This window comes from Allorhizobium sp. DMC15, assembly GCF_056314065.1.
Window position 1 is genome coordinate 979,117 of sequence record NZ_JBQUZB010000002.1, and the last position, 14,305, is coordinate 993,421.

Annotated in this window: 13 protein-coding genes; 7 read left to right on the top strand and 6 right to left on the bottom strand. The window is 60.3% G+C overall.

Translation table 11 applies throughout. The features are described 5' to 3' along the window. The first annotated feature begins 239 nt into the window (after window positions 1-239). Window positions 240-953, top strand: a complete 714-nt coding sequence (locus tag ACT53S_RS13305) for a GntR family transcriptional regulator (protein WP_476067337.1) — start codon at window positions 240-242, stop codon at window positions 951-953. Window positions 954-983: 30 nt separating this feature from the next. On the opposite strand, the gene ACT53S_RS13310 is transcribed toward ACT53S_RS13305, so the two are convergent. The 5 genes from ACT53S_RS13310 to ytfQ form a co-directional block, all read right to left on the bottom strand. Then, window positions 984-1,718, bottom strand: a complete 735-nt coding sequence (locus tag ACT53S_RS13310) for a FadR/GntR family transcriptional regulator (RefSeq protein ID WP_476067338.1) — start codon at window positions 1,716-1,718, stop codon at window positions 984-986. Next, window positions 1,715-2,695, bottom strand: coding sequence for a galactofuranose ABC transporter, permease protein YjfF (yjfF, locus tag ACT53S_RS13315; RefSeq protein ID WP_113378585.1), 981 nt, complete (start codon window positions 2,693-2,695; stop codon window positions 1,715-1,717). Before yjfF ends, ACT53S_RS13310 begins: the two co-directional genes overlap by 4 nt. Further along, entirely contained in the window at window positions 2,692-3,732 is a 1,041-nt protein-coding gene (locus tag ACT53S_RS13320; protein ID WP_476067339.1) for an ABC transporter permease, read from the bottom strand. The genes yjfF and ACT53S_RS13320 overlap by 4 nt, the downstream gene beginning before the upstream one ends. After that, window positions 3,729-5,252, bottom strand: coding sequence for a sugar ABC transporter ATP-binding protein (locus ACT53S_RS13325; protein WP_113378587.1), 1,524 nt, complete (start codon window positions 5,250-5,252; stop codon window positions 3,729-3,731). The genes ACT53S_RS13320 and ACT53S_RS13325 overlap by 4 nt, the downstream gene beginning before the upstream one ends. A gap of 105 nt (window positions 5,253-5,357) precedes the next feature. After that, window positions 5,358-6,320 carry a galactofuranose ABC transporter, galactofuranose-binding protein YtfQ gene (gene ytfQ, locus ACT53S_RS13330; RefSeq protein ID WP_476067340.1) on the bottom strand — a complete coding sequence of 321 codons (963 nt, stop codon included), beginning with the start codon at window positions 6,318-6,320 and terminating at the stop codon, window positions 5,358-5,360. Between the two features lie 306 nt (window positions 6,321-6,626). On the opposite strand from ytfQ, the gene ACT53S_RS13335 reads away from it, so the two are divergent. Beyond that, entirely contained in the window at window positions 6,627-7,352 is a 726-nt protein-coding gene (locus ACT53S_RS13335) for a ParA family protein (protein WP_113378589.1), read from the top strand. Between the two features lie 157 nt (window positions 7,353-7,509). On the opposite strand, the gene ACT53S_RS13340 is transcribed toward ACT53S_RS13335, so the two are convergent. Then, entirely contained in the window at window positions 7,510-7,836 is a 327-nt protein-coding gene (locus tag ACT53S_RS13340) for a hypothetical protein (protein ID WP_476067341.1), read from the bottom strand. Window positions 7,837-7,992: 156 nt separating this feature from the next. Between ACT53S_RS13340 and ACT53S_RS13345 the strand changes: the two genes are divergently transcribed. The 5 genes from ACT53S_RS13345 to ACT53S_RS13365 all read left to right on the top strand — a co-directional run bounded on the left by ACT53S_RS13345 (window position 7,993) and on the right by ACT53S_RS13365 (window position 14,296). After that, complete coding sequence (locus ACT53S_RS13345) at window positions 7,993-8,637, top strand: response regulator transcription factor (protein WP_113378590.1); 645 nt, start codon at window positions 7,993-7,995, stop codon at window positions 8,635-8,637. A gap of 241 nt (window positions 8,638-8,878) precedes the next feature. Next, a complete protein-coding gene (locus tag ACT53S_RS13350; RefSeq protein ID WP_476067342.1) occupies window positions 8,879-10,198 on the top strand; it encodes a nucleotide sugar dehydrogenase in 1,320 nt (439 codons plus the stop codon). An 11-nt stretch (window positions 10,199-10,209) separates the two neighbouring features. Next, window positions 10,210-11,685, top strand: coding sequence for a glycosyltransferase (locus ACT53S_RS13355; protein ID WP_476067343.1), 1,476 nt, complete (start codon window positions 10,210-10,212; stop codon window positions 11,683-11,685). Between the two features lie 18 nt (window positions 11,686-11,703). Continuing rightward, on the top strand, window positions 11,704-12,825 hold the full coding sequence (locus ACT53S_RS13360) for a pilus assembly protein PilZ (RefSeq protein WP_476067344.1): 1,122 nt from the start codon (window positions 11,704-11,706) through the stop codon (window positions 12,823-12,825). Window positions 12,826-12,883: 58 nt separating this feature from the next. Further along, window positions 12,884-14,296 carry a mannose-1-phosphate guanylyltransferase gene (locus ACT53S_RS13365; protein ID WP_476067345.1) on the top strand — a complete coding sequence of 471 codons (1,413 nt, stop codon included), beginning with the start codon at window positions 12,884-12,886 and terminating at the stop codon, window positions 14,294-14,296. The last annotated feature ends 9 nt before the right edge of the window (window positions 14,297-14,305 follow it).

A 14,305-nucleotide genomic window follows, 5' to 3' on the forward strand; every position in this document is an offset into this window, starting at 1 on the left:
TAGACGATGCATAAGCCGTGCCAGTTTTGCCGGACGCCGCCAAACCTTTGAAATACCTTTTGTCGCGCTCTGCAGCGCTGCAGGAATGTGCAGCCCGCACGAATGCATGCACACGAATTAATCGATTGCGATCAATTGCCGACGCGGATTGTATGCAATCCTGCGCACCAATATTTGCCGATGGTCTTCCCCTGGCGTGCGATGCTGGCTAAAAAGGAAGGACGACACGGAATCGACCTATGACCGCGAAGAGCACGTTGCGCCGACATCTTGACCCAAACCAGGAAGACCGCGCCCGTGCAATCCGGGATGCCCTTCGGGATGCGATCGTCGACCGTCGTCTCGCGCCTGGCACAAAGCTGTCTGAGGCCGAGGTCGGCACCCTGTTCGACGTAAGCCGCACAGTCGTTCGCGATGCGTTGCAAATGCTCGCCTTTGAAGGACTGGTCCGAACCGAGCGCAATCGTGGCGCCTTCGTTTCCAATCCGAGTACGGAAGAGGCCCGCCAGGTTTTCGCGTCCCGCCGTTTGATAGAGGCGGGTATCATTGCGGCCGCCGCCGAGCGCATCACGCCCGAAGAAATCGCAGCACTGCGCGAACACTTGAAGGAGGAAGCGCGGTACCGCGCCGGACGCGGCGCCTCTGCCCGCCGCGCAGAGATCAAGGCCTCAGGCGATTTTCACCTGATGCTGGCCCAGGTCGCCGCCAATCAGGTGCTGGAAAAGTTCATGGACGAACTGGTGGCACGTTCGTCGCTGGTCATAGCGCTTTACGGGCGCACGGGCATATCGAGCTGCGGTCATGACGAGCACGATGAGATCCTGAACGCGCTCGAAAGGGGGGACGTCGAGGAGGCCACGGATCTGATGCTGCACCATATCGATCATATAGAGGCGGATCTCGATCTCTCGCTTGCCGAGACACGGACACTGAAAGACGCCCTGGAACTCTGAGAAGCGTTCTCGCTCCCTGGATCCGCGCAGTCAGCCGCGCAAGGCAACTTGGCGGTCGTGCTCGATCGTATCGAGCATTGCGACCCGCGCACCCGCCTCGTCGCCATATTCGATCCGTTCGACCAGCATCTTGTGCTTGCCGAGAATGTCGAGCAGTACGTCTTCTTCCGGCGTATCGACCAGCCGCTGATACGCGAAGGCATGGGCAAGCTCGATGACGCCGTAAAGCGCCCGAATGAAAGGGTTGTGTGCTGCATCGACCACGATGCGATGCAATTCGAAATCGGCCAGCGCGAAGTTCTGCGGCGAGGTCAGCGATGTTTCCATCTGCCGGATCCAGTAGAGCATCAGGCGGATCTGATCTGCCGTCCGCCGTCGCGCCACTTCGGCTGCGGCAATCGGCTCCAGAGAGCGCCGCACCTCGTGAAGACCCGCGAGGAATTCCGCATCCGGCGGCGCATCGAGATGCCAGGCGAGCACTTGGGGGTCATAGAGGTTCCAGCGGCTTTTCTTCGCCACTTTGGTTCCGACCTTCGGCCGGGCCTCAAGCAGCCCCTTCGCCTCCAGCGTCTTCAGGGCTTCGCGCAGCACGGTGCGGGACACCTCGAAATCCGCCATCAGTTCGGCATCGTTCGGCAGCGTTGTCCCGATCGGATAACGGCCGGAGATCACTCCGGCCCCGATTTCGTTGATGACATGCGAATGGAAGTTTCGTGCCGTCGACCGCCCGGACAGGGAGCGAAGAAGGCTCCCCGGCTCGCTCATGCAGGGCCCTTCTTCAGCCGGCCCCGCCCGGTCTGTGCGTTGAAGACCAGTTTCTGGAGCAGGATAAACATGAACAAAAGGAATCCGATGGCGATTTTAGTCCACCAGCTGGAGAGCGTCCCGTCAAAGACGATGTAGGTCTGGACCAATCCCTGCAGCATGACCCCGATCAGGGTTCCGAAGATGAAACCGTAACCGCCCGTCAATAGGGTTCCGCCTATCACCACGGCTGCAATCGAGTCAAGTTCGATGCCGACCGCGGCCAGAGGATAGCCGGCCGAGGTGTAGAGAGAATAGACGATACCCGAAAGCCCGCCCAGGAAGGACGAAAGTGCATAGATGCCGATCGTCACACGCCCCGTCGGCACCCCCATCAGCGAGGCGGAGGTCGCATTGCCGCCGATCGCGTAGACATAAGAACCGAAGCGCGTCTTGTGGGCGATGAAGCCGCAGATCAGGAAGGTTGCGAGCATCAGGAGCCCGATGGCGCTGAGACGCCCGCCACCCGGCAGCTTGTAATACAGGCTGGAGATCGTCCGGTAGAAGTCGTGGTCGATCGGGATCGAATCCTGGCTCAGCACCGAGGCAAATCCGCGAGCGAGGAACATGCCGGCGAGTGTCACGATGAAGGGCGGCACCTGCAGGAAGTGGATGACCGCGCCCATCGAGGCACCGAATGCGGCGGCCAGAACCAGCACGATGGCGAAGACGGCCAGCGGATGCATACCGACCCATGAGATCAGGATGGCGGTCACCACACCCGTAAGACCGATCACCGCACCGACGGACAGATCGATCCCGCCGGACAAAATGACGAAAGTCGCGCCGACAGCGGCGATGCCGAGAAACGCATTGTCGGTGAGGAAATTGCCGAAGACGCGGGTCGACCACATGCCGGGATACTGGAAAATACAGACGGCATAGGCGATCACGAAGATGAGGGTGGTCGCGGCGAGAGGGCGATAACGCGGATTCATCGTGCCTGTCCCGATGTTTGGCTTGAAGTCTGGGGCGTCGGGGTGGCCGGCTGGCGCGGGCCGAATTTACGTCCGAGCACCTGGGCGATCCGGGCCGATTGCAGAACCAGGATGATGATGATCATGCCAGCCTTGACGATCAGGTTGAATTCCGGCGGGAAGCCGGAAACCAAGACACCGGTGTTCATCGCCTGGATGATGATGGCGCCGAGCACCGACATCGGGATCGAGAAGCGTCCACCAAGCAGTGACGTGCCGCCGATGACGACCGCCAGGATCGCATCGAGTTCGAGCCACAGACCGGCATTGTTGGCATCCGCCCCACGAATGTCGGCAGCGGCGATAATGCCGGCCGTTGCGGCGCAGAAGCCGCCGAAGGCATAGATCGCGAGCATCACCACTTTGCTGCGCAGACCGGTATAGTTGGCAGCAGACAGATTGGTCCCGATCGCCTCGATAAAGAGACCGATCGCGGTACGGCGCATGACGAGATGCGCGGCGATCATCAGAACAATCGCGATCACCGCCGGCATCGGCAGGCCGAAAAGCGAGCCCGTGCCGACAAAGATCAGCGCCTGATCCGAAAAGGTGACGATCGAGCCCTCTGTGATGAGCTGCGCGACCCCTCGCCCGGCTACCATCAGCACCAGCGTCGCAACGAAAGGCTGGATACCGAGATAGGCAACGAGGATGCCATTCCAGATACCGCAGAGGATACCGACGGAAAGGGCCGCAACCAGCGTCACGACCAGCGGCTGGCCGGAGACCGCACAAGTTGCGGCGACCGCGCCGGCAACAGCCATGACCGCGCCGACCGATAGATCCACGCCTTTGGTGGCGATGATCGCGGTCATGCCGATGGCAAGGATCGCGACGGGGGCGCCACGATTGATAACGTCGATCAGGCTGCCGAACAGCCGGCCATCCTGCCAGGTAATGTTGAAAAAGCCGGGAAAGACCAGCCAGTTGAAGAACAGAACACCGGCAAGAGCCAGGATCTGCGGGGAAATGATGCGGGACATGGCAAGCCTTTTCATGCCTCGGCCTCCGCCGGCTGGGCGGCAATGGTCTGGACGATGACGCCGGGGGTGATGTCGGCGCCGTGCAGTTCGGCGACCATCTTGCGGTCGCGCATGACGACCACACGTGAAGAGTAACTGACGATTTCGTCGAGCTCGGAAGAGATAACAACCAGCGCCAGCCCGTCTTCCCGCAACCGGCTGATCATGCGGACGATCTCGGCATGCGCGCCGACATCGATGCCGCGGGTTGGCTCGTCGAGAATGAGGAAACGCGGATCGGTGGCAAGCCAGCGGGCAAGGATCACCTTCTGCTGGTTGCCGCCGGAGAGCAGCTTCACCGGCAGCTCGGCAGACGCCGTGCGGATGTCGAGCGCCTCGATGAAATTTCCGGCGATCTCGAGCTGTTCGTCGCGGTTCAACGCCTTGAACCAGCCGAGCCGCGCCTGCATGGCGATCACGATATTCTCGCGCACGGAGAGATCGCCGAAGATGCCATCGATCTTGCGATCTTCCGGGCAGAAGCCGAAGCCGAGCTCGACCGCCTCGCGGGGATTGCGGACCTGTTTGTTCACACCGTCAATCTTCAACGCGCCGCTGTCGGCCTGATCGATACCGAACATCAGTCGCGCCATTTCCGTTCGGCCGGAACCCAGCAGGCCGGCGACACCGACCACTTCGCCACGATGGATCTTGAGATCGAAGGGCTGGACGCTGTTTGACAGGCCAAAACCCTCGAAGGACATCAGCGTTTCGCCGACTTCCGCCTCTTCTCCCACCACATCCGAATGATGGAAAGCGAGATCCTTGCCGAGCATCATGCGCACCAGGCTGGCGCGGTCGAGCGAGGCGATCGCCTCTGTACCGACGAGACGGCCATTGCGCAAAACCGTCACCCGATCCGACAGTTCGAAGACCTGATCGAGGAAGTGGGTGATAAAGACGATGGCGAGACCACGATCGCGCAACTGTCGGACGATCCCGAACAGCTTTTCGACTTCGGAACGGTCGAGGCTGGCGGTTGGCTCATCGAGAATGAGAACCTTGCCCGACAATTCAACCGCCCGCGCGATCGCAATGATCTGCTGCACGGCGACAGAAAAGGTGGAAAGCTCGGCCTTGACGTCGATGTCGAGGCCGTAGGTCGCAAGAATCTCGCGGGATTCCCGTTCCATGCGGCGCTTGTCGACGAGACCAAAGCGATTGGTGGGCTGGCGACCGATGAAGAGGTTGTCGATGACGGTCATGTTGGGCAGGAGGTTGACCTCCTGGTAAACGGTCCCGATGCCCGCCGTCTGGGCCTGCTGGGGCGTGGTGAAATTGACAACTTCGCCGTCGACCGTGATGGTCCCGCCATCCGGGATATAGGCGCCTGTCAGGATCTTGATCAGGGTCGACTTGCCGGCACCGTTTTCTCCCAACAGCGCATGAACTTCGCCGCGATGGAATGCGATATCGACCTTGTCCAGCGCCGTATGATTGCCAAACGTCTTGATGATGCCCGCAGCCGCGAGCACGATGGATGGATTGTCGGTCATGTGCCTCTTCCCCCTCTCCCGGAAAACTATCCCCGATCGATGCCGGGAGAAAGCGGCAACGACCCCGCCACCTGTAAATGACGGGGTCGCGCCGGGAGGGTTACCTTAGTAACCGAGGCCCTTGCGGTTGTCGTACTCAGCCTGCGGATTGTCAGCAGGCGTGTAGAGCTTCGATTCCGTGATGATGAACTTCTCCGGCTGCTTGCCGTCCTTCAGGAACGCGTCGAGCGCGTCGAAGGCAGGACCGGCCATGTTCGGGGTCAGTTCCACGGTGGCATTGGCTTCGCCGGCGACCATGGCGGCGAAGATATCCGGAACGGCGTCGATCGAGACGACGAGGATATCGGTGCCCGGCTTCAGGCCGGCGTCCTTAATGGCCTGGATGGCGCCGACGGCCATGTCATCATTGTGGGCATACATCGCGCAGATGTCCTTGCCGCCGTTTTCAGCCTTCAGGAAGCCTTCCATGACTTCCTTGCCCTTGGCGCGGGTGAAGTCACCGGTCTGGCTGCGGGCGATCGTGATGTTCGACTTGCCGGCAATGGCTTCTTCGAAGCCCTTCTTGCGGTTGATAGCCGGCGTGGAACCAACGGTACCCTGAAGCTCGACGACCTTGCACGGCTTGTCGCCGACGGTCTTGACGAGCCACTCACCGGCAACGCGACCTTCCTTCACCTGGTCGGAAGCGACCGAGGTCAGGTAGAGATCCTGCGGAGCATCAACGCCACGGTCGAGCAGGATGACCGGGATTTCGGCTTCCTTGGCTTCCGTCAGAACGTCTTCCCAACCGGTGGCGACGACCGGAGCAACCAGGATCGCGTCAACGCCCTGGGCGATGAAGCCACGGATAGCCTTGATCTGGTTTTCCTGCTTCTGCTGTGCGTCGGCGAACTTCAGTTCGATGCCGCGCTTTTCAGCCTCGAGCTTGGTGACGGATGTTTCAGCAGCGCGCCAGCCGGATTCCGAACCGATCTGCGAAAAACCGACGGTCAGGTCTGAAGCAAATGCAGCGGTGCAGCTAAGTGCAATCACACTCGCGCTAAGCGCGAGTTTGCGTACAATATTCATGATGTCCTCCCTAAGAAAGACACCGCCTCCACGGTGTCTGTCATTATGCATAGGCAAGACTTCGCAACCTGTAAAGACCAAAAGTACTATTATATGTTGTGCACCGCAGCATGGATCCATCTGCCATTCTTTGCCGTCATTTAACTTAGACGCCCCAGGGCCATGAGGTCGGTTGCCCTCGCGCAAACGCACACCCCAAAATCTCGTAATGGCTTGTTAACCACGTTTGCTTATATCTGACCCCGCACGATGCCTGTGCCTTGGAGAGCGATTCGTAGCTCGATCTTCACGCAGCAGGATTAAGCGATGGCAGTAATCACTTTTGCCAACACCAAGGGCGGCGCCGGCAAGACGACAGCAGCTCTTCTCTTCGTGACCGAACTCCTCCATCGCAAATATCGCGTCTGCGTTATCGACGCCGATCCGCAACGCTGGTTCTCCCGCTGGTATCAGGGCGCAAGACTGCTGCCCAATTTCACCATCGAAACCTATGTCTCGGCGCCGACGATCCAAAAAACCATTCACGAGCGCCGCAGCCAGTTTGATTTCGTCGTGGTGGACCTGCCAGGCATCCAGTCACCTCTGCTCGCCGCAACCGTCGGCCTCTCGGACCACGTCCTCGTTCCGATCCAGGGAAGCAGCATGGACGCCCAGGGTGGAGCGCAGGTACTCGACCTCTTGCGCTATCTCGATCAGAAAGCTGGAATTCGCATTCCCCATTCGGTGGTCCTGTCCCGCGTCAACCCCATGATCACCACGCGCTCCATGCAGGCAGTCAAGCGTCTGCTCTGTGAGCAGAAGATCAACGTGCTCGACACGCCCATTGCCGAGCGCGCCGCCTTCCGCGAGATGTTCGATCTGAGCCGTCCGCTGCGCGACCTCCCGGATACCCAGGGACGCAATGTCGAGAAGGCGATTGCCAACGCCTCCGACTACACCGATGACGTCCTGGCACTGATTGCAGCGGGCACGGCCGCAAAACCGGCCTCTCCTGCCGAGCGCAACCTGGCACGTTTCGAAACCGCGGCCTGACCTCTGGACAGCACAACTCAGCCGTGAATTACATATATCGGGAGGCACCGCTTCCCGATGAATTTCCTCGCGCCTTCCTGTCCAGAAAGCGACAAATCTGTCGCTGCTGCATTTTCGCCCGATACCGTCCCTAGGGTCCGGCACCGCGACACGTGATTCACGTCAATGTGTCCGCCGGAAACTTCGAAAGGGACCACAGGATGACGATTAACCGCAGGCGACGCGTCGAAACCACCATATTCCCGCCGCATTTCACCTCGGTCAGCGCCCCGATTAGAGCCGATTTTTTATCCGTAAGTCCTTCAGGATCCACTTCGAATACGCGCGAATTGGCTCCAAATGAAACAGTTTCAGCATGCTCAAGATTGCAGTGCAACACGATCACAATCACGAGATTGCCAGACGCCTTCTCGGCAACCTGCTGTTCTGATTTGTTCTTTGTTGATGAATGTGACGGCGGACATGCCCGATCGATGTTGCACAACAACAATTTGCCTTTAATTTTCGCGGCAGCGCAACATCTTGACACCCCTGACGTTCTCTCTGAACATCGGGGACAGAGCTAGTGGACCACGGAGCCGACAGAAAGCGTCCGATGGGTTCGAGGGATTTGTGGCATTGTCGAGAGATTGGAGCTGCAATGGAGAGCACTGGCAAAATCAGGGTTCTGGTATTGGACGATAATCCGGTGTTGGTGGATGGGTTGAACTTCCTGGTCAACTCGACACGTCAATTGGCGGCGCTGACGCTCAGCAACCGAGACCAGAAGTTGCATGAAGCCGTGACGCGGCTGGAGCCTGATGTCATCGTGGCAGACCCGGTGCATCTGGAGCGCACGCTCGAAGAGTGTGACATGGATCTGTTCGCACTGCGAGCCAAGGCCAAGCTGATCGCCTATTGCGACGTCCGTGACACGCAACCCGGCGAAACCTATGTCACCCGTGGCTATAGCGGCGTGGTAACCAAATCGGTTGCCAGTCCAAGGCTGCTGCGAGCCATCAAAAGCGTGCATGCTGGCGATGTGGTGATCGACGAAACGGTCCTGGCACTTTCCGACCAGAGGCCACTGGCGATGGATCCGATCCAGCGAAAATTGTCGCTGAAGGAGGAATTCGTGCTCCGGCATGTCGCCCTAGGCAAGGCGATGAAAGAAATTGCAGCCGACATTCAACTGAGTGCGAAGACAGTTGAGACCTACAAATACAGGGCAATAAAAAAGCTTGACTTGAGGACTAGATCCGACATCGTCAGCTACGCCATCAGTGTCGGGTGGCTACAACACTAATATAAATTGCAAAACATCAAGAAAGCCGCAGTCGCAAGATTGCGGCTTATTTTTTGTGCTAAATTACAATATTTATGCATTCCGAAAATATGCGATTTTTGTCAGGGAAATTCCTGACAATTCTCTAATTTTCCTGACTTTGTCTGCAGGAAAAGAGCTGCCAATCCTATGGTCGACATTAACAGATGTTAACCAACGGCGGGTCCGCGAGCGGGCCTCCCTCCAGGATAAGAGGCAGCAGATGGCTAGGATCAGCGTTTTCGGAATCGGGTATGTCGGCGTGGTGGCGGCGGCCTGCCTGGCAAAGGATGGCCATGAGGTCGTGGCGGTCGACATCGATTCTGCAAAGGTCGATACGATCAATCGTGGGAAGACCCCGATCGTCGAGAAGGGCCTTGAGCCGCTGATCGAGATGACGGTCGCGAGCGGCAAGCTGCGCGCCACCCTCGACATCGACGAGGCCATCGCTGCAACTGATCTTTCCTTCGTTTGCGTCGGCACGCCGAGCGCTGCTGACGGTTCCGTAGGTCTGACCTACGTCGTCAAAGCCTGTGAAGCGATCGGTGCTGCCATTGCCCGCAAGGATGGCTTCCACTCGGTTGTTGTCCGCTCGACCATCGTGCCGGGAACCATGGACAAGGTCTGCATTCCGGCACTCGAAGCAGCGACAGGCATGATGGCAGGGACCGATTTCGGTGTGGGTTACTATCCCGAATTCCTGCGTGAAAGCACGGCGATTGAAGATTACTACGACCCCGGCCTGATCGTCTTCGGTGCGATCGACGAACGGACCGACGCGATCCTGCACGAGATCAACGCCGGACTGCCCTGCGTTTGCCATTCGGTGCCGCTCGCCACTGCCGAGATGATCAAATACACCAGCAATTCCTGGCGTGCGGTCAAGGTGACCTTCGCAAACGAGATCGGCAACATCGCCAAGGCCTGCGGTGTCGACGGCCAACAGGTGATGAAGATCCTGTGCTCGGATCTCAAGGTCAACATCTCCCCCTACTTCATGCGTCCGGGCTTCGCCTTCGGCGGCTCCTGCCTGCCCAAGGATGTCCGTGCACTCCGTCACCTCGCCAAGGAAGCCCATGTCGAGAGCGCTCTCCTGGATGCGGTTCTCGAAGCGAACGAGGCCCAGATCGACCGCGCAGAGACCATGGTATCCCAGATGGGCGGCCAGACCGTCGGCATGGTCGGCATCAGCTTCAAGACCGGCACCGACGACCTGCGCGAAAGCCCGCTCGCAAGCCTTGCCTCGCGCCTGATTGCCAAGGGCTATGATCTCAAGATCTACGACCCCTTCGTCCAGCAGGCCTATGCCGAGGGCATGAGCGGCGCCGGTCGCGGCAATGACACGGCGATCGACCTGAAGAACCGCCTTGTCGGAGAACTCGACGATCTCATTGACACGTCTGACGTCATCCTTGTCGGCAATCATTATGCCGAGGCCATGCCGATGCTGCAGAAGTCGAGCGACACGATCCCGATGGTTGACCTGCTGCGTATCAGCCCCGGCATCCGCTCGTCCGGCACCTATCAGGGCATCTGCTGGTAAGGAGCGCGCAGATGTTGGCCCACGTCATCTATCTCCTGTCCATGACGATCCTGGCGCTCAGCGTGCCCCACCCGACCGTATCCGCGGTCTCCGGCACCCTGATCACTGTCGGTCTCATCGGAGCCTGGCGTTATGCCTGGGCCGGGATCAACCTGGCGCGGGCCGCCTACTTCCTCAACTTCGCCTATCCTCGGCGGCGGCGTCTTGCCGCCGAGGCTTATGCCGCCCGCGGCCTGAAGGATCACGCCTATTTTCTCGTAACGACCTACAAGATCGCGCCCGAGATCTCGACCCGCGTCTACCGCTCCATCTTCGAGGCGGCCTACACCGCAGCCGGCGGAGCGACCATCGTCGCTTCGATCGTGGACGAAGCCGATGCACGTCTCATCCGTCGTGTGATGGAATCCGTCGCCGCCCGCCATCCCGGCAGCAAGGCCATGGTTGGCCTGAAGATCGACAAGATCGCTGGTACCGGCAAGCGGGATGCCCTCGCCACCTCGCTGCGCTCCATCGCCAAACTCAATCCCGGACGCAACGATATCGTGGTCTTCGTCGATGGAGACAGCTGCGTACCGATCGACGTGGTTGACCGCAGCCTGCCCTTCTTCACGGATCCTGCCGTCGGCGCCGTGACGACTGATGAACTCAGCGACACGCAGGGTGGCCGGCTCTTCCGCGATTGGTTCGATCTCCGCTTCTCGCAGCGCCACGTCATGATGTCGTCCATGTCCCTCGGAGAACGGGTGCTGACCCTGACCGGCCGCATGTCGATCTTTCGCGCCAGCCTCGCCACCGATCCGGGTTTTGTCGAACTCGTGCGCCACGATTTCATCGATCACTGGCGCCTGGGTCGCGTCAACTTTCTGACCGGCGACGACAAGTCCACCTGGTTCTGGCTGCTGCAGCGCGGCTACAAGATGCTCTATCTGCCGGATCTCTGCACGCTGTCGATCGAAACCCAACCCTATCCCAGCTTCTTCGGCTCGGCGATCGTGCTGATGACCCGCTGGTTCGGCAACATGCTGCGCACCAACGGCCGCGCACTTGCCCTGCCTGCCTCCCAGATCGGCTATTTCACCTGGTGGTCCGTGCTTGATCAGGCACTGTCGATCTGGACCACGCTGGCAGGTCCGGCGAGCATCCTGCTCGCAGCTGCTTTCGTCAGCCCCTGGATCCTTCCCATCTATTTCGCCTGGGTCATGTTCACCCGCTACGGCTTCTGCACCGTCATCATGGCGTTCCGTGGCCGCAGTTTCCCGATCACCTTTCCTTTCCTGCTGTATTTCAGCCAGGTCGGCGGTGCCGTCGTGAAGAGCTTCATCCTCTTCCGCCTCGATCGCCAGAAATGGACCCGCCAGACGACCTCAGGCGGCGGAAAGCCCCTCCCCGTCGGCCAACGCTGGCGCGCCCTCAGCTCCACCTACATGCACTGCCTTGCCCTCGGATGGCTCATCCTCGGCGTGGCCTATGTCGGCAACATCATCTAACCGCGAAGGATAGAGACCATGGAAATCGATACGAAAGCCGCCCGCGACACCGCCCCTCAAACCTTTGCGCAGCCGTCCACCGGTTTTCCGGTCCTCCTGGACAACGGAACCGAGCATCCGAAAACGAACATTCCCTTTGCCGCCGTCATCGACGGGCGTCATTTCAACGGCCAGAGCCTTTCACTGGTTTCCGCTACCGTCTCTGGCCTCGCCGGACCGGAGTTGGAAGGCCGGGAGCGCATCGCCGTTCTGCGCTTCGATTTCGACGGCTACACTATCTCGCTCCAAGTCAATGTCCGCATCAGCCGCATTCATGCCGAGACCGGCGAATTGCGCCTCGATTTCCTGGAGCCCACCGGCGATCATCTGCCCACCCTGCGTTATCTGCTCAACAGTCACATCGCCGGCGACATCACCTCGGTCGACGGCATCATCAGCCTGCGCGAACGTGCAACCGTTGCGGGAAGCAAAAGGCAGGGTGGCCAGGCCACAATCGGCAACTTGATCGGGCGTACCGTCAAGGTGGTGGCAACGGTTGCGCTCAGCCTGACGCTGGCCGGTGTCGCGGTGAAACTGGTCTATGAGCGCGTCTTCTCCAAGGAGGTGCAGCAACTGGCAGTTCTCTCCACCGGCGGCCAGGCTCTCAGGGCCGTGGCCAGCGGCCAGATCTCCTATCTCAATCTCGGCGCCAAGCGCGGCGAAGTCCTCTACACCCTCCAGTCCGTTTCCGGCACGACGCTCAGCATCAACATGCCCTGCAACTGCAAGGTTCTCCCCATGAACGCCGGAGAGGGTTCGACCGTCATGGCCGGCGACACCATTGTCGAGGTCATCGACAAGGCAACCGCTCCCGTGGTCCAGGCGGTCGTCACCGCCGAACAGGCCAAGCAACTCGTCGCCGGCGACATTGCTGAACTGAGCCTCGCCGGCGGTGAGGTTGCCTATGGCACCTTGGCACGCGATGCCCAGGCCCTGAAGCCGGTCGGCAATCAGGGCGAAGTTCGGGCGCTGATCGCCCCACAGGCGGACCTCACCGAGGCCGCGATCGGCGCACCGGTCTCTGTCCGCATCATCAACAGGCACATTTTCGCCGCCAGGCAGAAGGTCGCCCAGTGGTTCGACGCCAAGTCGACGAGCTGACCGACACGTCTAGGCAGATCATCCGCGCAATCACTCCAACGAGTTATCAGGAGCAGCCATGTTAGACGTTCACCCACTCATCCTCTGCGGCGGCATCGGCACACGGTTATGGCCCCTCTCGCGCACGGAACACCCCAAGCAGTTCCAACGCATCGACGGCAATTCCGAAACCACTTTCTTCCACGCCACCGTCGAGCGCCACCGCGCCCCCGGCTTCGCCGATCCGATCGTGGCAGTCAGCAGCGCCCATGTCGCGACCGTTCTGCAGCAGCTGAACGACCTGAAATGCCCGGCCCGCGTGATCGCGGAACCGATCTCCCGCAATACCGGCCCCGCCGTGCTCGCGGCCGCCCTGATGCTCGCCAAGACAGATCCGGCTTCGCTGATCTGCGTCATCCCCTCGGACCATATCGTCAAGGGTGACCTCCCGGCCAATGTACTGGCTGCCCGCAAGGCCGCCGAACAGGGCCATATCGTCCTCTTTGGCGTGCCCCCGGAATATCCGGAAACGGGCTATGGCTACATCGTCGATGGTGGTGAGCTGGAAACGCTCACCTGCGCCCGCAAGGTCTCGAGCTTCATCGAGAAGCCGCCGGTCGAGGTCGCGACGTCCCTCATCAATGCAGGAGGCGCCTACTGGGCCTCCGGCATCAGCCTCTTCCGCGCCGACGTCCTGATCGGCGAATTTCAGCGGCTCGACCCTACGACCTTCGACGCCGTAACATCGGCACTCGAGCTCGCGCGGCACTCGGAACATGCGCTCTATCTGAACGCCGAAGCGCTTGTTCCCGCCGCCAACCTGCCGACGGAATCCATCGTCTTTGAACATTCGCCGCGCACGGTCATCGCACCGCTGCTCGTCGCATGGAGCGATGTCGGCGCTTGGAACGCCCTGCACCACATCGCCGAGAAAGATGAGGATGGGAACGTGCTGAGCGGCGATGTCATCAGCATCGACACCCGCAACTCCTATGTCCGCGCCTCCAGCAAACTGGTCGCAGTGGTCGGCATGGAGGATGTGGTCGTCGTCGATACGGACGATGCGCTGCTGATCACCACCCGTGACCAGGCACAGCAGGTCAAGCAGATCGTCAAGAAGCTCGAGACGATCAAGCGCCGCGAACTTGCCCAGCATATGCGCAACCAGATGGCCTGGGGCGAGGTCCGCCGTGTCCAGAGCGGGCCGGGTTATGAACTGCGCATGATGACGCTGCGCCCGGGAACGATGCTGCCCATGGCACAGAACCCCGCCGTCCATCGCATGGTGACGGTGACCACCGGCTCCGGTCTCCTGAAAACCGGCACCCAGACCCGGCCGGTCAGGGTCGGCGACAACTTCGAAGTCGCGGCCGGCGACAGCGCCGTCATCTATTGCGGCCCTGAAGCGGAGATGCAGCTCGTGGAAGTGGTCTGCGACGTCGCTGTCGAAGTCGCCGACGCACCGGTCACCCTGCAACTCGTTCATAGCTGAGGGAAAAAG

Coding starts and splice junctions, on each gene's coding strand:
- ACT53S_RS13305 (WP_476067337.1), top strand. CDS start 240: ATGACCGCGAAGAGCACGTTGCGCCGACATCTTGACCCAAACCAGGAA.
- ACT53S_RS13310 (WP_476067338.1), bottom strand. CDS start 1,718: ATGAGCGAGCCGGGGAGCCTTCTTCGCTCCCTGTCCGGGCGGTCGACG.
- yjfF (WP_113378585.1), bottom strand. CDS start 2,695: ATGAATCCGCGTTATCGCCCTCTCGCCGCGACCACCCTCATCTTCGTG.
- ACT53S_RS13320 (WP_476067339.1), bottom strand. CDS start 3,732: ATGAAAAGGCTTGCCATGTCCCGCATCATTTCCCCGCAGATCCTGGCT.
- ACT53S_RS13325 (WP_113378587.1), bottom strand. CDS start 5,252: ATGACCGACAATCCATCCATCGTGCTCGCGGCTGCGGGCATCATCAAG.
- ytfQ (WP_476067340.1), bottom strand. CDS start 6,320: ATGAATATTGTACGCAAACTCGCGCTTAGCGCGAGTGTGATTGCACTT.
- ACT53S_RS13335 (WP_113378589.1), top strand. CDS start 6,627: ATGGCAGTAATCACTTTTGCCAACACCAAGGGCGGCGCCGGCAAGACG.
- ACT53S_RS13345 (WP_113378590.1), top strand. CDS start 7,993: ATGGAGAGCACTGGCAAAATCAGGGTTCTGGTATTGGACGATAATCCG.
- ACT53S_RS13350 (WP_476067342.1), top strand. CDS start 8,879: ATGGCTAGGATCAGCGTTTTCGGAATCGGGTATGTCGGCGTGGTGGCG.
- ACT53S_RS13355 (WP_476067343.1), top strand. CDS start 10,210: ATGTTGGCCCACGTCATCTATCTCCTGTCCATGACGATCCTGGCGCTC.
- ACT53S_RS13360 (WP_476067344.1), top strand. CDS start 11,704: ATGGAAATCGATACGAAAGCCGCCCGCGACACCGCCCCTCAAACCTTT.
- ACT53S_RS13365 (WP_476067345.1), top strand. CDS start 12,884: ATGTTAGACGTTCACCCACTCATCCTCTGCGGCGGCATCGGCACACGG.